The organism is Clavibacter sepedonicus, assembly GCF_000069225.1.
GTDB classification, from domain to species: Bacteria; Actinomycetota; Actinomycetes; order Actinomycetales; family Microbacteriaceae; genus Clavibacter; species Clavibacter sepedonicus.
The window spans coordinates 512607-531886 of sequence record NC_010407.1 but is presented as its reverse complement, the minus strand read 5'-3'; the positions used below and the strand labels follow the sequence as shown (position 1 = coordinate 531886).

The window sequence follows — 19280 nt, the reverse complement described above, 5'->3', positions numbered from 1 at the left end:
AGAGCCGGTCAGGCGGCGCGGATCAGCTCGCGAGCGCCGGGTAGTCGGTGTAGCCCTCGGCGCCGGGGCCGTAGAACGTGGCCGGGTTCGGCTCGTTCGTGGACGCGCCGGACTCCCAGCGCTCGACGAGGTCGGGGTTGGCGATCACCATGCGGCCGACGGCCACGACGTCGGCCGTGCCCTCCTCGACCAGCTGGATCGCCTCGTCGCGCTCGGTCTGCACGCCGAAGCCGCTGTTGATCATGAGCGGCCCGCCGAATGTCTTCCGGAGGCCCTGCACGAGCTCGCCCGCGGGCTCCGCGTGCAGGATGCTCACGTACGCGAGGCCGAGCGGCGCGATGCCCGAGAGCAGCGCCTCGTAAGTGGCGCGCGTCTCGGCGGGGTCCTCCTCGAGCACGTCCTGGATGTTGTGCGACGGCGAGATGCGGATGCCGACGCGCTCGGCGCCGATCTCGCGGGAGACCGCGTGCGCGACGTCGATGCCGAGCTTCGCGCGGTTCTCGGGCGATCCGCCGTACGCGTCCGTGCGCACGTTCGAGACGGGCGAGAGGAACTCGTGCAGCAAGTAGCCGTTGGCCGAGTGGATCTCCACGCCGTCGAACCCGGCGTCGACCGCGTTGCGCGCGGCGACCGTCAGCTCGTCGACGATGAGCGGGACCTCGTCGGTCTCGGGCTCGCTCGGCACGGGGTACGGCGCCTTGCCGGTGGGCGTGTGCACCTCGCCCTGGATCGCGATGGCGCTCGGCGCGAGCAGCGGCAGGCCGCCCGTGATCTCCTCGTGCGAGACGCGGCCGCCGTGCATGAGCTGCATGACGATGCGGCCGCCGGCCTCGTGCACGGCGTCGGTGACCCGGCGCCATCCGGCGATCTGCTCGTCCGTCACGATGCCGGGCTGGCCCGGGTACGCCTTGCTGCGCTCGCTGGTGAACACGCCCTCGGAGACGATGAGGCCGGTGGACGCGCGCTGGCGGTAGTACTCGACGACGAGGTCGCCGGGCACGCCGTGCTCGTCGGAGCGCATGCGGGTCAGGGGCGCCATGGCGACGCGGTTGGGGAGCTCGAGGGCGCCGAGGGCGACGGGGGAGAACAGCTTCACGTGGTGGGTCCTTCGTCTCGCGGGTGGCCTGCGCACGCCGCGACGGATCGCGTCGGGGAGGTCGGGCACGGCCAGCGGCCCGAGCGGACCGCGCTGGGGCAACCCGATGGGCCCGGAGCGGCATTCCTCCGCCGGTCCTTCTCCCAGGGCCTGGTCAGGCTGTCGGCTCCCCGGGCGTGTCCGGGCGCGTCGCGACCTGCGCGTCAGGTGACCCGCCTCCGAAGGAGGCGACGATCCCCGTGCGGCGCGCGAGCACGACGTCGTCGGTCCGCTGCTGGGCCATGCCCTGCAGCGGGATGATGGAGGACGCCGCGGAGACGCCGCCGACGATGCCGAAGACGACCTGGTCGAGGATCCGCCCGGCCGCGCGCCGTCCGACCGGGCGAGCCGCCAGGCCGGGTCGATGTGCGGAGGCAGCGGCCGCAGCGCGTGCGGCAGGAGGAGCATCCCCTACCCGGGCGGCGGGAGCACGCCGGGGGCCCGTACGGCGACGCGGCCTCGGCACCATACGCTTCCCGCGGCTGCCCCGCGTCCATCCGTCCGTCGTCCGTCGCGCTCATCGTGCCGGCCGTGTGGTCCCCGCGCCGCCGCAGCGCGGCTCCAGCGCATCCAGCAGGTGAGGGAACCGGGGCGTGGACGGGGCCCGGCACCCTCGCGGATGCCGGGCTCTCCCGGTGGTGCCGACGCGACGTGATCCGGCACCGTCGCGGAGGGTCGCTCAGCTCTCGGTGTGGGCGACGCACTTCGACGCGCCCGGGCCCTTGAGGACCAGCCGGTAGTCCTCGGTGGCGAGGCAGGGCACCGCATGGGTTCCCTGCGGGCTCGTCATGGTCGCGACCAGGCTTGCCACGGCGCCCGTGCCGAACGCGCACAGGTCGCCGCGCTTCGCGCACACGGCCGCCACCGCATCGTCCGCATGGTCGTCGACGGTCTTCAGGATGTGCGTCTGCTCACTCGGGGCGAGCACGGCGTACACCCCGTACCCGAACGCGAAGAAGATGTGCTCGCTCCCCGTGTTCGTGTCGGTGAGGGCCGAGGCGGCCACCGACGACGTGGCCGTCGCGCCGGTCGGGATGCCGCCGGACGGGGTGGCGGCCGAAGCTGCCGTCGCGCCACCTGCGGCGAGAGCCGCGGCGAAGACGGCGGCTGCGGCGAGGGAGCGGATGAGGGTGCGTCCACGCATGGTCTGGTAGTCCTGTCGATCTGCGAGACGCTGGTCGCCTCGTCCCCCGCACAGTGCCAGTCCGACGCGCGCCACCGTGCTGCGTCAACACAGGGCGACGGGCGGGTCGGGCCGCTCTCGCGTCCCGGATCCGCCCGTCGTGCGCGCGTGCTATCCCTGGATCTCCCCGCGGGAGACGGCCTCGGCGTACTTGCGGAGGTCCGGCCCGGGCTCGAAGTCGATGAACCGGCCCTTGAGCTGCTCGAACAGGCGCTGATACACGGTCTCCCAGTCCTGGCCCTCGAGCTCCTTCGCCGCGGTGAGCACGGCCTCCTGGAGCACGCGGTCGCTGTCCGTGAGGATCTTGTCGCGCGCCTCCTGGTTCCAGACGATCTCGGAGGTGTCCATGATCAGGCCTGGACGTCGCCGCGCCAGGCGCCGTCCTCGGTGCCGCGCTTCTCGATGAACTCCTTGAAGTTCTTGAGGTCCGCCTTGATGACGTGGTCGTCCACGCCGATCGCGGCGCCGACCTTCTCCACGAGGCCCTTCGCCTCCCAGTCGAGCTGGACGGTGACGCGGGTCTCGGTGTCGCTGAGCTTGTGGAACGTGACGACGCCGGCATGGTCCTCGTCGCCGCCCGTGGAGTTCCAGGCGACGCGCTCGTCGGGGTGCTGCTCGGTGATGTTGGCCTCGAAGGTGCGCTCGATGCCGCCGATCTTCACCTTCCACTCGGTGAGCGTGTCGGTGACCTGCGTGATCGACTCCACATAGCTGAGGAAGTTCGGGAACGACTCGAACTGGGTCCACTGGTTGTAGGCGGTGCTGACGGGGACGTTGACGTCGACGGTCTCGATCACTCTGGGCATTGCTTCTCCTCGTTCGGATTCGGTGCGTGGGGTCGGATCCTCGTGCGATCCGGGAGCCCGGGCTCCGGTGTGGACACCGGCGCGGGCACGTCTCCGACGCTACGCCGGGCCCCCACGGGGAATCCGGCACCCGAGGAATGCACAGGGAACGTTCAACCGCAGGTCACTACTCGGCAGTTCGGGACGGCCCGAGCATCCGCTGGACGAACGCGCGGGACCACGACGCGTAGACGCGGGACGCCTGGGCCGCATCCGGATCGCCCAGGTCCATGACGCTCTCGCCGGGGAACGGGACGGCGACGACGGCCGCGCGGGACGCGACGATCTCGGCCGTGACGCGGTTGAGCAGCCGCGCGTGCCGGGCGGCGACCGCGCGCCAGGCCGCGGGGATCCCGACGCTCTCGTTCAGCGGCGGGACCTCGGGGATGAGCACGCGCGCGCCCTCCGGCAGCCCCTCCGCCAGGTCGGTGATGGCCGCGCAGAGCAGCCTCCGCCAGGCGCGCTGCGGCGTCAGGCGGATGCTGTCGCCGACGCCCACCATGAGGAGCACCACGTCGACGCCCTCGAGGAGCGCCCGGTCCCGGACGGTGCCCGCGGCCGTGTGGATCGTGAGGTCGGAGAACGGACGCGTGGTCCACTCGACGCCGCGGCCGGTGCGTCGGGCAAGCTGGCGGGAGAAGTGGCCGGCCATGCCGAGCTCGTGCGAGAGGACGCCCATCCCGACGGCCGTGGCCTCGCCGATGACGAGCACGCGGTGCGGGTCGTCGCCCGGCACGACGCCGGACGCCGCGTCGCGCGGGAAGACCGTGCCCTGGAGGCCGGTGCGCAGGGCGACGTACTGCGCGAAGATCGCCGGCCGGGCCACGGCTTGCGCGAACCGCCTGATGCGTCCCGTCATGCGTCGCACCCCCCGGTCATCGACGCGCTCAGCGTACTCGGAGGGTCAGACGCCGCGATTGCGGAGGAACGGCATGGGCGAGGTGGCGACGCCGCCCTGCCGGATCTCGAAGTGCAGGTGGCAGCCGGTGCTGAGCCCGGCGCTGCCGACCGCGCCGATCTGCTGGCCCGCCTGAACGGTCTGGCCCGTGCGGACCATGACGCCGTACGAGTACATGTGACCGTAGACGCTCGTGACGCCGCCGCCGTGGTTCAGGGTGATGGCGTTGCCGAAGCCGCTGGACCCGCCCGCGAACTGCACCGTGCCGGCCGCCGTCGCGTAGATGGGGGTGCCGCAGCCGGCGCCGAAGTCGTCGCCCGCGTGCAGGCGCCAGTAGCCGAGGATCGGGTGCAGGCGCATCCCGTACGACTGGTAGGAGCCGTAGCTGCGGATGGGCATGGTCCAGCCGGACGACGAGGGCTGGCCGCCCGAGGACGGCGGGCGGGGCGCGTTGGCCGGCGGGCGCGCGCCGGCGTTCGCGGCGGCGGCAGCGGCTGCGGCTGCGGCCGCCGCGCGGGCCTCGGCCTGGCGGCGGGCCTCGGCGGCCGCCTCCTCCTGGCGCTTCCGCTCGCCGATCGCGAAGCCCTCCTCGACGGAGATGCGGGAGTCGCGGAGCGTGGTCAGCTGCGCCTGCAGCTCGGAGCTGCGGGCCTCCTGCTCGGCGAGCGCCTGATCCGCGCGAGCCTGGGCCGCGGAGGCCTCCTGCAGCTTGGCCTCGGCGTCGGCGGCGAGGGCGGCGAGCGCCTCCTTCGCCACGGACGCCTGCTTGCCGAGCGACTCGGCCGTGCGAGCCGAGGTGACGGCGGCGGTGAAGGCGGTGTCCTGCCGGTCGGCGAGCTTGGTCGCCGTGCCCATGCGGGAGAGGAGGGCGTCGGCGTCGTCGCCCCCGCTCGTGAAGAGGCGGAGGGAGACGTCGTCGCTGCCGCCGCTGCGGGCGAGCCGGGCGACGAGCTGGCCGACCTGGCGCTTCGCCTCGTCGGCGTCGGCCTGCGCGCGCTCGGCCTTGGACTCGAGGGCCTCGAGCTCGCCGGTCGCCTGGTCGAGCGCATCCACGGCGGCGGCGTGCTCGTCGGCGCGCTGGAGCGCGAGGGCCGTGGCGGCCTCGACCTCGGCGGAGAGCCCGGAGATGAGGGAGGTGATCCGCCCGACCTGGTCGGCGGTCGCCTGCTCGCTCGAGCGCGCGGCCTGCACCTCGGACCAGGTGGGGTACTCCTCCGCGGCCTGCGCGGACGGCACGCCGAGGCCGAGCAGGAGGCCGGATGCGGCGAGCACCGCTGCCATGCGCAGGCGCGGCGCGGTCGCGTGCCGCTGGCGTCCGGGGACGGGGCGGGGTGTGCGTGCGGTGCGGGAGATGGCGGGCCTCGTCGAGGTCGGTGGAGCGCGGATCTTCCGACGGTAACCGAAATACGCGCGGACAACACCATCCACTTTCGTTTCCGGTACCGAGGAAATACTGCTCGACCCTAGGCTCGGGGCGCAGGACGACCGGCGTCCGGTCGGGAGCGCGCATGACGGTGATCGAGGTGCCCGGCGGCCGGGCGCAGGCGCGCGGAGCCGGGATCGTCACCGCCGTCGTCGGGTTCGCCGGCACGTCGGCGGTCGTGCTCACCGGGCTCACCGCGGTGGGGGCGTCGCCGTCCCAGGCCGCGTCCGGGCTGCTCGCGCTGTGCGTCACGCAGGGGCTCGGCACCGTGCTCCTCGCGCACCGCTTCCGCCGACCGATCACGCTCTCCTGGTCGACGCCCGGGGCGGCGCTGCTCATCGGGTCCGGCGCGGTCGAGGGCGGCTGGGCCGCGGCGGTCGGGGCGTTCCTCGTCTGCGTGGTGGCGGCCTCCGGGATCACGGTCGGCGGCCTCGGCGCCGCGTTCTGCGCGCTCGTCGCCGGCGTGCTCGCGCACCTCGCGCTCCGGACGCGCGCGAGCCCGCGTGACAGACTCGATCGACACGAGGAGCGCGACGCCGCATGAGCCACGACACCACCCCCGCATCACCCGGAGCCGGAGCCGACGCCGACGCCGCCGTCGCCGCCCCGCTCGACCCCGAGCTGCAGAGCACGACCTGGACGCTGGTGCTCGCCCTCAGCGCTGAGCAGGTCTCGGGCGACGGCACGAGATCCGCCCGCCTGGCCGAGGCGCAGGCCGCGTTCGAGCGCCTGCTGCCCGCCGACCACGTCGTCAACCGCTGGACGCGCGAGGTCGGCCGCATGATGACCGAGGAGGCGCGCCTCTGGACCCGGTGGGAGCTGTTCACCCCCACGGTCGCGACGCCGCTGAAGCTGTGGTCGGAGGGCTACGTCGACGAGACGTGGTTCGCCGAGCGGCTGGAGGACGACCCGTTCGTCCCCGTCGTGATGAAGGCCCCCGCCGACGCTCCCCAGGACGGGGCCGCGTCGTGAAGGTCCTCGTCACCGGATCCCGCGGCAAGGTCGGCCGCGCCGCCGTCGAGGCGCTCGTCGCCGCCGGCCACGACGTGACGGGCGTCGACCTGGTGCGTCCCGTCTTCGACGCCGGCGTCGTGGTGCCCGGCCGCTACGTGATGGCCGACCTCACGGACGCCGGATCCGCGTTCGCGCTCGTCGCCGGCATGGACGCCGTGGTGCACGTCGCCGCGATCCCCCAGCCCACCGGCAATCCCGCGCACGTCGTGCTGCAGACCAACCTCATGTCGACCTTCAACATGATCGAGGCCGCCGTGCGCTTCGGCGTGCCGCGCTTCGTCAACATCTCGAGCGAGAGCATCGTCGGCAACTTCTTCCCGGAGCGGCCCTTCCTGCCGGACTACGCGCCCGTGGACGAGGAGCACCCGCTCCGCCCGCAGGACCCGTACGCCCTCTCCAAGGCCTTCGGCGAGCAGCTGATGGACGCAGCCGTGCGCCGCTCCGACATCCGCGTGATCTCGCTCCGCCCGAGCACCGTGCACAACGAGGATAACTACACGTCGAACCTCGGGAAGCAGGTGCGCGACGCGTCCGTGCTCACGGCGAACCTCTGGAGCTACATCGACGCGGACGACCTGGCCGACGCCATCGTGCTCTCGGTCGCCTCTGACCTGCCCAGCCACGAGGTCTTCTACATCGCGGCCGCCGACAACGCGGGCGGGCACGACTTCGCCGCCGAGCTGAAGCGGCACTACGGCGACGCCATCGAGCTGCGGGCGATCGAGCGGGTCGACTCCTCGGGCATCTCGACCGCGAAGGCCCGCCGCCTCCTCGGCTGGGAGCCGACGCGCAGCTGGCGCGACCACCTCGACGCCGACGGGAACGCGCTGCCTCGCTAGCGGATCGGGCCGCTGGTCGCTCTGCCTGCCCCCGCGGCGCGCGCGGCGTCAGCCCACGAGGCGAGCCGGCAGAGTGACCCACCGCCCCCTCCTATCGGTGCACGCTCCCCGAGTCGAGCGTCCAGATCTCGTTCGGAGACGCGAACCACACCCGCGAGCCGATCAGGTCCCGCTTCCCGCAGTGGTTGACGAGGATGAGCTTGGCTCCCGAGCCCCGGTATGACCGGTGCTGCAACGGGATGGCGTTCCATCCGTGCGACAGTTCGATGCAGTACTCGTCGCTGTGCGCGAACGTCTGGACGATCACGCCGTGCTTGCCCGTCACGGTGTCGGTCACGCGGAGGTCGAAGCCGTCCCACGGCTTCGCGTGCGGGCCGGCCTCCGGGCGCGCCTGGGCGGGCTGCGACACGGCCGCGGAGAGGACGGTCAGGAGGGCGGCGCCGCCGACGACGACGACGCGATGACGACGCGGATCAGGGGAGAGCGGACGAGGACAGGGCACGGGCACCTCACGGGTTCACATAGTCGGCGACGGGACGAGGATCATCGGGGAGACCGCCGCGCGGTCCTGGCAGCTCCCGCACGGACGGTCTGCTGCCGGTCAGGGACGATACGTCCGACGAAACTCCGTCGTCGCCAGATGCCAGTGCTCACCGGCGAAGACGTCCCGCGTGGTGTCGGGAAGCTGGCTTCCTCGCTCGCAGGTGTCCAGAGCGCTGACGGTCGCGTCGGCACCATCCTGCACTTTCTCCGCAGCGGGGAAGGGGACGGCCACCCACCCGGGCATGATCCGGACGCAGTCGACCGTGCCCGCCCCATAGGACTGCAGGATCAGACCGTGTACATCGTTCCGTCCCACGTAGATGTCGATGCCGTTCCACCTGCCTGTGTGAGGTGCTCGTTCCGAGTACGGGGTGGGGGTCGCGGCGGAGGCGCGTTCGGCCGGGAGCCCCACCGCGACGAGCAGGGAGGACGCAATGCAGAGGCAGGCGTCGAGCGCGCGCGTGCGTCGATCGCGAGTGGCGAGTGGAGCGGTGGCGAGCGGAGCGGTGGCTTTCATGACGGATCCTGACGTTCGAGGGAGCGCGCACCCGACCAGGCGACGCGAGACCCTCGCAGGCTAGGAGCGGGAAGCTGATCGCCTCGCGATCGGCCCACAGGGAACGAACCCGTGCCCCACGGATCATCCGGGGCAGGCGGGGCAGGCGTGGCGGACCCCGGACCCTGGTCGCCGTGAGGTGCCCGTCCTCGCCTGGCCGGACTCGCGGCAGATCCGTCGTCACCGGCATCTCGTCGGTGCGCAGGTCGGCCGAGGACGCCCTACCTGCCGTCCGGATGGCGCGTCATCGGGAGTCGATCCCGATCCACCCTGGCGCGACGGCCATGCACATGGCCTGGACGTGGTCGGCCTGCACCAGGAGACCATGCACGTCGCCACGGCCCACGAGGAGTTCGTCCCCCTTGCACGTGCCGACATGCGAGAGCCGCTCGGCCCGGCCAGCGCGGACGGTGACGGCGGCCGCGGAGGCCGGTCCAGCCGGACGTCGACCGCACCGACCGCGCCGAGGAGGACCACGCCGACGAGACCTCGGAGCAGGACGTGCGATCGACGGCGGAGGCGGACGGAGGGCGAGGAGACACCCCCGGGCGGCCCGTGTGGTCGGGGCGTGTACAGGATGCCCGCTGGAGAGCCAGCATCCGGTCGAGTCCCCACCGCGGCGGACGCCTCCCGGACGCTCCCTCCTCGTCCGGCGCGGTGCCCGGGGCCCGGCTCAGCGCCCCGTGTCCGGGGGCCGCTCCCCGGGAGCGACCCCTGCGCAAGGACGGCGGGAAGCGCGCCCGTCAGCGCGCTCCGAGCTCCGCGAGCACCTCGGCGAGCTGGCCGACGGCCCAGACGAGGTCCTCCTCCTCCACCACGATGGGCGGGGCGAGGCGGATCGTCGAGCCGTGCGTGTCCTTCGCGAGCACGCCGCGCTCGGCCAGCCGCTCGCAGACCGCGCGGCCCGTGGCGAGCGCCGGGTCGATGTCGATGCCCGCCCAGAGACCCCGGCCGCGCACCTCGAGCACGCCGTGGCCGACGAGGTCCGCGAGCCGCGCGTGCAGCACGGCGCCGAGGCGGCGCGCGCGCTCCTGCGGCTCGCCCGACGCGAGCATGTCGACGACCGCGTGCCCCACGGCCGCGGCCAGCGGGTTGCCGCCGAACGTGGATCCGTGCTGCCCCGGCTGGATGACGCCCAGCACGTCCGCGTCGCCGACGACCGCGGAGACGGGCACGATGCCGCCGCCGAGCGCCTTGCCGAGGAGGTACAGGTCCGGCACGACGCCGGCGTTGTCGCACTCGAAGGTCGCGCCCGTGCGGCCGAGGCCCGACTGGATCTCGTCCGCGATCATCAGCACCCGCTCGCGCGTGCAGATGCGCCGCACGTCGGCGAGGTAGCCCGCGGGCGGCACGACGATGCCGGCCTCGCCCTGGATCGGCTCCACGAGCACGGCGACCGTGTCCGCGTCGATCGCCGCCTCGAGCGCCGCCGCGTCGCCGTACGGGACGGTGACGAAGCCGGGCGTGAACGGCCCGAAGTCGGCGCGCGCCTCCTCGTCGTCGCTGAAGCTGACGATGGTGGTGGTGCGGCCGTGGAAGTTGCCGGCCATGACGATGATCTTCGCCCGGCCCGCGGCCACGCCCTTCACGCGGTAGCCCCACGCGCGCGCGACCTTGATGCCGGACTCCACGGCCTCCGCACCCGTGTTCATCGGCAGGACCATGTCCTTGCCCGCGAGTTCGGCGAGCGCCGTGACGAACGGGCCCAGCTTGTCGTTGTGGAACGCGCGGCTCGTGAGGGTGATCCGCCCGAGCTGCTCGGTCGCGACCCGCACGAGCTCCGGGTGCGAGTGGCCGAAGTTCACGGCCGAGTACGCGGCGAGGCAGTCGAGGAGGCGCCGGCCGTCGAGGTCGGTGACCCACGCGCCCTGGCCGGACGCGACGACGACGGGCAGCGGGTGGTAGTTGTGCGCGGCGTGCTCCTCCTCCGCGCGGATCGCGCGGGCGCCGGCCTCGGAGGCGGCCGGGCGGTCGATGGTGTCGGTCATGGCGTGGTCTCCCGTCGTCTCGTCGGTCGCTGTCTCGCCGGTCACTGCCGCAGCTCTAGCGTGCAGCACTTCACGCCGCCGCCGCCGAGCAGCAGCTCGGACAGGTCGACGCCGATGGGGGTGTAGCCGCGCTCGCGCAGCGACGCCTCGAACCCGACGGCCTTCTCGGCGATGACCACGTTGCGGCCGTCGCTGTAGGAGTTGAGGCCGAGGATCGACGCGTCCTGCTCGCTCACCTCGACCGCGTCCGGGTAGCGGCGTTCGATCTCGTCGAGGCTGTCGGCGTCGAACGCGCTCGGCAGGTAGGCGATGTTGGTGTCGTCGAGCACGGCGATCGCGGTGTCCAGGTGGTAGAACGACGGGTTCACGAGGCGGAGCGTCACGACCTCGCGGTCGAAGATCCGGGCCACCTCGGCGTGGCTCGTGCTGTCGCTGCGGAAGCCGGTGCCCGCGAGGATCGTGTCGCCCACGAGGAGGATGTCGCCCTCGCCCTCGTTGACCTGCTCCGGCACGCGCACGTCGAAGCCCGCCTCCCGGAACCAGTCCATGTACGCGGGGCCCTCGGGCTGGCGCTCGGGGTGCTGGAAGGCCGCGCCGTACGCGATGCCGTCGAGCGTGAAGCCGCCGTTGGCCGCGTAGACCATGTCGGGCAGGCCGGCGATCCCGTCGATGAGGTCGACCCGGAAGCCGAGGCCCACGTAGGTGTCGTAGAGCGTCTGCCACTGGCGCACGGCCAGCGACGTGTCGGTCGGGACGGCGGGATCCATCCACGGGTTGATCTTGTAGACCACGTCGAAGTGGTCGGGCCGGCACATGAGCACGCGCTTCGCGACGGCGGCGCGGCCGGTTGCGGTGTCCGCGGGCTGGGAGAGGGTGGAGGGCATGGTGCTCCTGCTTCGTGCGGCGCGCCCGAGGACGCGGTCGTGGAGGCGGACGATGTCCCAGAGCCCCGAGGGGACGCCTTCCCGACAGCCTGGCACGCGGATCACGCTCGTTCACCCGGTGGCCACGCGGATTCCGCGCGTGGGGGCCGGGTCCCACGCACGATCCCGCCATAGGGTCGGGACATGGACAACCTCGACCACCGGATCATCGACCTCCTCCGCCAGAACGGCCGCGCCGGCTACGGCGACATCGGCGGGACCGTCGGCCTCTCGGCCAGCGCGGTGAAGCGGCGGGTCGACCGGCTGGTGGCCGACGGCGTGATCCGCGGCTTCACGATCCAGGTCGACCCGGCCGTCGACGGGCTCAGCACCGAGGCCTACGTGGAGCTGTTCTGCCGCGGGACGGTCGCGCCCGACGAGCTGCGCCGGATCCTGCAGGGCGTGCCCGAGGTCGTCGACGCGGGCACCGTCACGGGCGACGCGGACGCCATCGTGCGGATCCGCTCCCGCGACATCCCGAGCCTCGAGGACGCCCTGGAGAAGGTGCGCCTCGCCCCGAACGTCGACCACACGCGGAGCGCGATCGTGCTGTCGCGGCTGGTGAACCGGACGCTGGAGTAGGGCTACGCGATCCTCACCGCTGAGAGCGCTACTGAACTCGGCGGTTTCCGGGTGGCGGATGTCGAAGGACTTCCTCGACGAGGACCATCCACAGGTCCCCTTTCCTCGATGCTGATGCCCCTCGATGCTGGACACTCGACGGCGACGACACTCCCGGCCGCCGTCGAGGCATCGGCGCCTGCGTCACGGGGGAGAGACGAGGAGACGGAGCGCCGTGGATCTTTCGGAGAGCATCGACAGGGCGACCATCGCTTTCTTGGCGATAGCCGTATTTGAAGGAGCCATCTGGGCAGGGTTCCTCGTGTGGGTCGGGACAGGTGCCTTCTCGTCGAGGAACGCCATCAACCGATGCGCATCCGAACGCATCAGCGCACTCAACGGTGGGAGGGACGTCTCCTTCGCCCAATCCGCCGTAAGCGAGGTGCGTCACAGCTTCTCCACGCTCTTCCGCCCTCTTGCTGGCTTGCGACGCGCAGACGCGAGCTGGGCCCGCGACGTCCAGAAGCACGCGCGCGGAGCCCTGACGGTAGAGGACATCGTGTCTCTGGAGGCGATGCTGACATCCGTCTCCGTCGGTGTCGGCATCAGTCGTGAGGCTGTCGGAGACACGCACCCGGATCGCACTTCCCCAGACAGGGAATCCCCGGCGCGCATATCCGCTGCTACATCGGGCTCACGGTCACAACTCCTCATGATCGAGGAGCGCGCTCGACAGGAGATCAACGGCGCTCAGAGCCTGGGCGACGTGCGACGCACACTCGCGGCGGCGCGATGGGGCCTTCTGCGTGTCGGCGTCAGCTCCCTGGCCGAGAGGGAGCATCGGGCCCGGTGGCAACGGCTGGGTGCCACCTGCGCTGACTACATCGGACGCGGCGCGGCGTTCAACCTCGTCGTGACGATGGTGATCGCACGACGCGTCGCGGAACTCGAGACGATCCTCAGCATCACGTCGCTGATCGGAGGAGCTGTCGGGGCGATCGCATTCGCGGCGATGCTGCTGGAGAGATCTCGACGTACCATCACGGCCGACTCTTCCGCTTTCCTATCACGATTGACGCGAAGACCGCTTCTGATGGCACTCGCGGCTCCCACATGGACCGCGTGCTTCATTGCTGGCGTATACGCCTTAAAGCAGTGGTTGCCGATCGTTCTACCCAGGTGAGGTTGGAGCCTCACGAGAACAGCGCCACCAGGATCACGACGTAGATGACGACGAAGAGCGCCGGGATGGCGTAGCGGAGCAGGTTGGTGAGGCCCTCGGCGGCGATGACCGTGCGGGCCGCGTGGGACTCCGCGCCGCGGTCGCGGAGGTCGCGCGCGATGGCGATGGCCTGCGAGTTGACGGAGAACTGCACGGCCGAGCCGAGGACGCCCGTCGCGAGGAGGATGAGCGCGGCGGCGAGGCGCGTGCCGAGGTCGGCGTCGGCGAGGCCGGTGCGCAGGAGCACGACCGTCGAGGTGAGCAGGAAGACCGGGGCGAGCTGGCTCGTGATCATCTGCTTGCGGGCGCGCGACCACATGGTGATCAGCTCGAGCTCGGACATGCGGCTACCTCCTGTCGGCGGCCGGGTGCCGCTCCCCCATCCTCCCCCGCGGGCGGCGGCCGCGGGCACCGGACCCCTGCATGTCGCGCCCGTCGGTCACCCGGGCATCGCTAGCCTCGGCGCATGGATCCCGCGCCCGGCTACCGCATCGACCCGGGATCCGCGGCCCCGCCCTTCGAGCAGCTCCGCGCGGAGATCGCGCGCCGGGCGGTCGAGGGCGAGCTTCCGGTCGGCGCGCGGCTGCCGACCGTGCGCGCGCTCGCGGAGCAGGCGGGCGTCGCCGTCAACACGGTGGCGCGGGCGTACAAGGAGCTCGAGGCCGACGGCGTGATCGAGACGCGCGGGCGGGCCGGGTCGTACGTCGCCGCGCAGGACGACGTGCCGCAGGCGCTGCGGGCGGCGGCCGTCGCGTACGCGCAGCTCGCCGGGCGCCTCGGCGTGGCCGACGGCGAGGCGCGCCGCCTGGTCGACGAGGCGCTCGCGGCCGGATGACGGATCCGCCGGGCACGGCGGCGACGCCGGGTTGCCGCGAGTCCACCTCCCGTTCACCCGGAGGCCGGACAGTACGCACGCCGCACGATCCGAACGGAGACCACATGCCCGAGTCCTCCCCGGAGGCGGCGACGCCGCACGACGACGCCGCGGCAGACCGCATGCAGCACGTGCTCGACCGGGCCGACGCCGTCACGCCGCCGCGCACGCTCGTCGACGTGCTCCGGGCCACGGTCGCCGCGCACCCCGACGCGTCCGCCATCGAGGACGGCGAGGGCGCGCTCAGCTACCGCGAGCTCATGGCGCGCGTCGTGCAGGTGGCCGCGTCGCTGCGGGAGGCCGGCGTCGCGAAGGGCGACCGGGTGGGGATCCGCATGCCGTCCGGATCCCGCGACCTCTACGTCACCGTGCTCGGCGTGCTCGCCGCGGGTGCCGCGTACGTGCCGGTGGACGCGGACGACCCCGACGAGCGCGCGCGACTCGTGTTCGGCGAGGCGCGGGTCGCGGGCGTCGTGACGGGGACGGGCGAGTACACGCCGCGGGCCGCGGATGCCGCCGAGACCGCCGCGGACGCCGCGACGGACGCAGCCACCGCCGCGCTCCGCATCCTCCCCGCCGCCGCCGCGCACGCCTCCACCTCCGCGCTGCCGCTCGTCGCACCGCCCGCGCCCGAGGACGACGCGTGGATCATCTTCACCTCGGGATCCACCGGCACCCCCAAGGGCGTCGCCGTCTCGCACCGCTCGGCCGCGGCCTTCGTCGACGCGGAAGCGCGCCTGTTCCTCCCGGAGGAGCCGATCGGCCCGGGCGACCGCGTGCTCGCCGGCCTCTCGGTCGCGTTCGACGCCAGCTGCGAGGAGATGTGGCTCGCCTGGCGGCACGGCGCGTGCCTCGTGCCGGCGCCGCGCAGCCTCGTCCGCAGCGGCATGGACCTCGGGCCCTGGCTCACCACGCACGGCGTGACAATCGTCTCGACCGTGCCGACGCTCGCGGCGCTCTGGCCCGCGGAGTCGCTCGAGAACGTCCGACTGCTGATCTTCGGCGGCGAGGCCTGCCCGCCCGAGCTCGGCCAGCGGCTCGCGACCGACGGGCGCGAGGTTTGGAACACCTACGGCCCCACCGAGGCGACCGTCGTCGCGTGCGCCGCGCCGCTCGGCGGCCCGGGTCCCGTGCGCATCGGCCTGCCGCTCGACGGCTGGACGCTCGCCGTCGTCGACGCCGAGGGCGCGCGCGTGCCCGAGGGCGGCGTGGGCGAGCTGATCATCGGCGGCGTCGGCCTGGCCCGCTACCTGGATCCCGCCAAGGACGCCGAGAAGTACGCCCCGTTCCCCGCCCTCGGCTGGGATCGCGCCTACCGCTCGGGCGACCTCGTGCGCTTCGAGGCGGCGGGCCTCGTCTTCCAGGGCCGCGCCGACGACCAGGTGAAGGTGGGGGGCCGGCGCATCGAGCTGGGCGAGATCGAGGCGGCGCTGCAGGACCTCGACGACGTGCAGGGCGCGGCCGTCGCGGTGCAGACCACCGGCGCGGGCAACCAGGTCCTCGTCGGCTACCTCGTGCCGCGGGATCCGGCCGCCTTCTCGCGCGAGGACGCCGTGCAGCGCCTCCGCGTCGCGCTGCCCGCCGCGCTGGTGCCGCTCATCGGCGTGGTCGACTCCCTGCCCACGCGGACCTCCGGCAAGGTCGACCGCGCCGCGCTGCCCTGGCCGCTGCCGGGAGCCGCGGGCGACGACGGCGCCGACCTCGACGCCGAGCTGCGCCCCCTCGCCGAGATGTGGTCGGCCGCGCTCGGCACGCCCATCGCGAGCGCCGACGCCAACTTCTTCGACCTGGGCGGCGGATCCCTGTCGGCGGCCCAGCTCGTGGCCCGGATCCGCACCATCGACCCCGAGTTCACGGTCGCCGACGTCTACGCTCACCCGCGGCTCGGCGCCATGCACGCGGCCATCGCCGGTCGCGCGCCGCGGGCGGAGCGCAGCGGCCCGCGCGTGGACGTGACGCCGACGCCCCGGCGCACGCAGTGGATCCAGACCCTGCTCGGCGCGCCCCTGCTCGCCCTGCAGAGCCTCCGCTGGCTCGCGCTCCTGCTCACGGCGAGCGCGCTGCTGCGCCCGCTCGGCGGCTTCGACGCGCTGCCCGACGTCTCGTGGTGGGTGCTCGTGCCCGGTCTCCTCCTGTTCGCGACGCCGTTCGGCCGCATGGCGATCTCCGCGGCCGCCGCGCGCCTGCTCCTCCGCGGCCTCGAGCCCGGCGACCACCCGCGCGGCGGCCGCTGGCACCTGCGGATCTGGCTGGCCGAGCAGATCGCGCAGCAGATCGGCGCGGTGGGGCTCGCGGGCGCGCCGTGGATCACGTACTACGCGCGGGCGCTAGGTGTACTCGGCCGTGACGTTGGTGACACTTCGGGGCGTGTGAAGAGGCCTCCTGGCTTGATGGAGCTGTTCAGTTCAACCATCGCCAGGAGGCCTCGATGTCCCACGGTAATGCTCGTCTGACGGTTCACGGGAGGGTTCTCCTCGTGCGGCGGGTGGTGGAGGATCGTCGGCCGGTCGCGCACGTCGCGCGGGAGCTGGGGGTGTCGCGGCAGTGCGCGCATCGATGGGTGAACCGGTTCCGTGCCGAGGGGCTGCGAGGGCTGACGGATCGGTCATCGCGGCCCCGGTCAGTACCGAGGCGAACGAGCCCGGAGCGGGAACGGGCCGTGCTGGAAGCGCGGGCCCAGTTGCGGGCGGGTCCTGCGCGGCTGGCGCCGGTGACAGGTGTTCCATCCCGTACGATCTCCCGGATCCTGCGCCGGCACGGGGCGCCGCCGTTGGCATGGTTGGACCCTGTAACCGGGGCCGTGATCCGGGCATCCCGGTCAACGGCGCACCGGTATGAGCACGAGCATCCGGGTGATCTGATCCACGTGGACGTGAAGAAGCTCGGGAGGATCCCGGACGGAGGCGGCTGGCGGGTCCACGGGCGCAGCGAGCAGGTCCGCGGCCGCGGGATCGGGTTCGATTACGTCCATGCCGCGGTCGATGACCACACCCGTCTCGCCTACGCGGAGATCCATCCCGATGAGAAAGGCGCGACCGCGGCCGGGTTCCTGACCCGCGCAGCGGCGTACTTCGCCGGGCGCGGGATCACCCGGATCGAGCGGGTCATCACGGACAACGCGTTCGCCTACCGGCACTCGACCGCGTTCAAGAACGCCGTCCAGGACCTGGGCGCGCGGCAGAAGTTCATCCGCCCGCACTGCCCCTGGCAGAACGGCAAGGTCGAGCGCTTCAACCGGACCCTCGCGACCGAGTGGGCCTACCGGCAACCCTTCACCAGCAACCAACACCGCGCCGACGCGCTTGACCCCTTCATCGAGCACTACAACACTGAACGAATCCACTCAAGCCACGGGCTCACGCCCGCGGCCCGAGTGTCACCAACGTCATGACCCAGTACAGCTAGGCCCCCGCAGCAGGCGGCGGCTGATCCTGACCGGCACCCCGGCACCCAACGGCGCGAAGGACCTGGAAAACCTCTTCGGGTTCGTCTGGCCGGGGACGGGGCGCCAGAGCGTCATCCGGGCTGTCAACGGCGGGAGCCTGGCCGACGCGAGCCGCATACTCAGGCCGCTCTTCACGCGCACGACCAAAAGCGAGCTCGACCTGCCCGCTGTGGAGACGACGATCCGCACCATCCCACTGCCCCCGCTGCACGCCGAGATATACGAAGCTCTCGTCGGTCAGTTCTCCGCCCGCGCCGCGGGGCACGAAGGCGACTTTCAGGCGCTCGGCCAGATCCTGGTCTACATGCTTATGGCCGCGACCAGCCCTGCGCTGCTCGCGGTCGGTGCGAGCCGCTGGCGTATAGCGTGCCGCCGCTGCCGGTCCCGGAACGCTCGACGCTCTACCAGTTGATGCAGGACCTGCCCGCGTACGAGATGTCGCCCAAGTACCAAGAAGTGCTCGCGATCGTCAGTGAGAACGCAGCCCGCGGCCGCAAGACGCTCGTCTGGTCGACCTTCATTCGGAGCATTAACACCCTCGAGCGGGTCCTCGGGCGCTTTGGTCCCGCGGTCGTGCACGGGGGCACGCCGGATCGGGACGAGCAGATCCGGCGGTTCAAGCACGACGACGACTGCATGGTCTTGCTGTCAAACCCCGCGACGCTCGGGGAAGGAATCAGCCTGCACCACGAGTGCCATGACGCCGTCTACGTTGACCGCGACTTCGCGGCCGGCCGCTTCCTCCAGAGCCTGGACAGGATCCACCGCCTTGGGCTCCCGCCCGGTACCTCGACCCGCGTCACCGTTCTCGCCTCGGAGCGCACCGTTGACGAGGTCGTGGCGGCGCGGCTCGGCGCCAAGCTGGCCTTCATGGGCGGCATCCTCGACGATCCCGCGGTTCAGCAGCTTGCCGATCTCGACGAGGAGCCCCCTATCGGTGGCGGCCTTGACCACGGCGACCTCCAAGCACTGATGGGGCACTTGCGTGCGCCTTCCACCTGAGCCAGTCCTGCTTGCGGCCAGGCGCTGGCTGGAGATCGTCCCAGTAAGCGGAGGCATCCCGCGCGCTCAATCTCTACTCACGACCCACAGGAAGTACAGCGACCTATCACCGACTCAGTACGCCATCGCGTTTGCGTGGCTCCGCGACATGGGTCTCCTGGGCTTGCCGGGGTCCGGTGCTCCTCCCGCCAGCCGCATCCTTCGCGCGATCTTCGAGAACGCCGCGCCGACGTGGTTTCAGGATGCTGACCAGCTCGTTCGGTCGCCCGACGATCTCCCGTCGGACATAGTCTCCGCCGGGCAGGCCCTGGGTGTCGGTAGGGGTGAGGTGTACGAACAGCTCGTCAGCAGCTGGGGCAAGGTCGACACCGCCGTGCGCGAGCAAATCGGCGCGGCAGGAGAAGTGGCGCTTGTCCAGATGCTGCGGGACGGCACTGACGGGCGTGTCGACCACGTGTCGACGTGGTCCGACGGATTCGGCTACGACATCGCTTTCACCCAAGACCCCGTCGCCGCCCACCTAGAAGTGAAGAGCACGACGCGGGCCGGACGGTTCACAGCTTATTTGTCGCGCCACGAGTGCGAAGTCATGCTGCGCGACAGGCACTGGGTCCTGGTCGCGGTGCGTCTGAATTCCAGTTTCGAAGTGGTCGGCGTCGGCACCGTTCCCAGAGATTGGATCACAGCGAACGTGCCGCATGACTCAACGTCGTCCGTCAGCTGGGCGTCGTGCAAGATCGAGGTGCCTTCCGCGGTCATCGAGGACCGCGTACTGCAGCTCGGGGCAGATGCAGCGGGCGCGCTTCCGCCATGGAGCGGGGCGTAGTCG

At 72.2% G+C, this 19280-nt stretch carries 22 protein-coding genes and 1 pseudogene; 11 read left to right on the top strand and 12 right to left on the bottom strand.

Annotation, left to right across the window (positions count from 1 at the left end):
* Positions 1-22 precede the first annotated feature (22 nt).
* From CMS_RS02490 to CMS_RS02465, 7 genes are all read right to left on the bottom strand, one after another.
* Positions 23-1096 carry an alkene reductase gene (locus CMS_RS02490; RefSeq protein ID WP_041464328.1) on the bottom strand — a complete coding sequence of 358 codons (1074 nt, stop codon included), beginning with the start codon at positions 1094-1096 and terminating at the stop codon, positions 23-25.
* Positions 1097-1250: 154 nt separating this feature from the next.
* Positions 1251-1379 (bottom strand): hypothetical protein, encoded by a 129-nt coding sequence (locus CMS_RS18125; RefSeq protein ID WP_256890490.1) that lies wholly within the window; start codon positions 1377-1379, stop codon positions 1251-1253.
* Positions 1380-1814: 435 nt separating this feature from the next.
* Entirely contained in the window at positions 1815-2279 is a 465-nt protein-coding gene (locus tag CMS_RS02485; RefSeq protein ID WP_041464327.1) for a hypothetical protein, read from the bottom strand.
* 150 nt (positions 2280-2429) lie between these two features.
* Positions 2430-2666: a hypothetical protein gene (locus tag CMS_RS02480; protein WP_012297943.1), complete on the bottom strand. Its 237-nt coding sequence runs from the start codon at positions 2664-2666 to the stop codon at positions 2430-2432.
* A 2-nt stretch (positions 2667-2668) separates the two neighbouring features.
* Positions 2669-3124, bottom strand: coding sequence for an SRPBCC family protein (locus CMS_RS02475; protein WP_012297942.1), 456 nt, complete (start codon positions 3122-3124; stop codon positions 2669-2671).
* 166 nt (positions 3125-3290) lie between these two features.
* Positions 3291-4022, bottom strand: a complete 732-nt coding sequence (locus tag CMS_RS02470) for an SGNH/GDSL hydrolase family protein (protein WP_041464326.1) — start codon at positions 4020-4022, stop codon at positions 3291-3293.
* Positions 4023-4067: 45 nt separating this feature from the next.
* A complete protein-coding gene (locus tag CMS_RS02465; RefSeq protein ID WP_012297940.1) occupies positions 4068-5342 on the bottom strand; it encodes a M23 family metallopeptidase in 1275 nt (424 codons plus the stop codon).
* Between the two features lie 227 nt (positions 5343-5569).
* Here CMS_RS02465 and CMS_RS02460 point away from each other — a divergent pair, with 227 nt between their 5' ends.
* The 3 genes from CMS_RS02460 to CMS_RS02450 are packed head-to-tail and all read left to right on the top strand — an operon-like array spanning position 5570 to position 7337.
* Positions 5570-6028, top strand: a complete 459-nt coding sequence (locus CMS_RS02460; protein ID WP_012297939.1) for a benzoate/H(+) symporter BenE family transporter — start codon at positions 5570-5572, stop codon at positions 6026-6028.
* Positions 6025-6456, top strand: coding sequence for a hypothetical protein (locus CMS_RS02455; protein WP_012297938.1), 432 nt, complete (start codon positions 6025-6027; stop codon positions 6454-6456). The genes CMS_RS02460 and CMS_RS02455 overlap by 4 nt, the downstream gene beginning before the upstream one ends.
* Positions 6453-7337, top strand: a complete 885-nt coding sequence (locus tag CMS_RS02450; RefSeq protein ID WP_012297937.1) for an NAD-dependent epimerase/dehydratase family protein — start codon at positions 6453-6455, stop codon at positions 7335-7337. The genes CMS_RS02455 and CMS_RS02450 overlap by 4 nt, the downstream gene beginning before the upstream one ends.
* Positions 7338-7428: 91 nt before the next feature.
* On the opposite strand, the gene CMS_RS02445 is transcribed toward CMS_RS02450, so the two are convergent.
* The 4 genes from CMS_RS02445 to ddaH form a co-directional block, all read right to left on the bottom strand.
* Positions 7429-7839 carry a hypothetical protein gene (locus CMS_RS02445; RefSeq protein WP_133064088.1) on the bottom strand — a complete coding sequence of 137 codons (411 nt, stop codon included), beginning with the start codon at positions 7837-7839 and terminating at the stop codon, positions 7429-7431.
* Between the two features lie 99 nt (positions 7840-7938).
* Entirely contained in the window at positions 7939-8397 is a 459-nt protein-coding gene (locus CMS_RS02440) for a hypothetical protein (protein ID WP_012297935.1), read from the bottom strand.
* Between the two features lie 782 nt (positions 8398-9179).
* Positions 9180-10424, bottom strand: a complete 1245-nt coding sequence (rocD, locus tag CMS_RS02435) for an ornithine--oxo-acid transaminase (protein WP_041464825.1) — start codon at positions 10422-10424, stop codon at positions 9180-9182.
* Positions 10425-10465: 41 nt separating this feature from the next.
* Positions 10466-11308 (bottom strand): dimethylargininase, encoded by an 843-nt coding sequence (gene ddaH, locus CMS_RS02430; protein ID WP_041464325.1) that lies wholly within the window; start codon positions 11306-11308, stop codon positions 10466-10468.
* A 183-nt stretch (positions 11309-11491) separates the two neighbouring features.
* Here ddaH and CMS_RS02425 point away from each other — a divergent pair, with 183 nt between their 5' ends.
* Both CMS_RS02425 and CMS_RS02420 read left to right on the top strand, forming a co-directional pair.
* Positions 11492-11929 (top strand): Lrp/AsnC family transcriptional regulator, encoded by a 438-nt coding sequence (locus CMS_RS02425; protein ID WP_011931848.1) that lies wholly within the window; start codon positions 11492-11494, stop codon positions 11927-11929.
* A gap of 214 nt (positions 11930-12143) precedes the next feature.
* The gene (locus CMS_RS02420) at positions 12144-13091 is read left to right on the top strand and encodes a hypothetical protein (protein WP_041464324.1); all 948 of its coding nucleotides are present in this window, start codon (positions 12144-12146) and stop codon (positions 13089-13091) included.
* A 10-nt stretch (positions 13092-13101) separates the two neighbouring features.
* Here the strand turns inward: CMS_RS02420 and CMS_RS02415 are convergent, their stop codons facing one another.
* Positions 13102-13473 (bottom strand): hypothetical protein, encoded by a 372-nt coding sequence (locus CMS_RS02415; RefSeq protein ID WP_012297931.1) that lies wholly within the window; start codon positions 13471-13473, stop codon positions 13102-13104.
* Between the two features lie 123 nt (positions 13474-13596).
* On the opposite strand from CMS_RS02415, the gene CMS_RS02410 reads away from it, so the two are divergent.
* From CMS_RS02410 to CMS_RS02385, 6 genes and pseudogenes are all read left to right on the top strand, one after another.
* Positions 13597-13965 carry a GntR family transcriptional regulator gene (locus CMS_RS02410; protein WP_012297930.1) on the top strand — a complete coding sequence of 123 codons (369 nt, stop codon included), beginning with the start codon at positions 13597-13599 and terminating at the stop codon, positions 13963-13965.
* A gap of 104 nt (positions 13966-14069) precedes the next feature.
* Positions 14070-16337: pseudogene (locus tag CMS_RS02405) on the top strand (amino acid adenylation domain-containing protein); the annotation flags it as partial.
* 95 nt (positions 16338-16432) lie between these two features.
* Positions 16433-17395, top strand: coding sequence for an IS481-like element IS1121 family transposase (locus tag CMS_RS16455; protein ID WP_012296866.1), 963 nt, complete (start codon positions 16433-16435; stop codon positions 17393-17395).
* Positions 17307-17861 (top strand): SNF2-related protein, encoded by a 555-nt coding sequence (locus CMS_RS17700; RefSeq protein WP_223842700.1) that lies wholly within the window; start codon positions 17307-17309, stop codon positions 17859-17861. Before CMS_RS16455 ends, CMS_RS17700 begins: the two co-directional genes overlap by 89 nt.
* Positions 17816-18451 (top strand): helicase-related protein, encoded by a 636-nt coding sequence (locus CMS_RS17695; protein ID WP_223842699.1) that lies wholly within the window; start codon positions 17816-17818, stop codon positions 18449-18451. The genes CMS_RS17700 and CMS_RS17695 overlap by 46 nt, the downstream gene beginning before the upstream one ends.
* A 148-nt stretch (positions 18452-18599) precedes the next feature.
* Positions 18600-19277 (top strand): DUF3883 domain-containing protein, encoded by a 678-nt coding sequence (locus CMS_RS02385; RefSeq protein WP_133064089.1) that lies wholly within the window; start codon positions 18600-18602, stop codon positions 19275-19277.
* Positions 19278-19280: the final 3 nt, after the last annotated feature.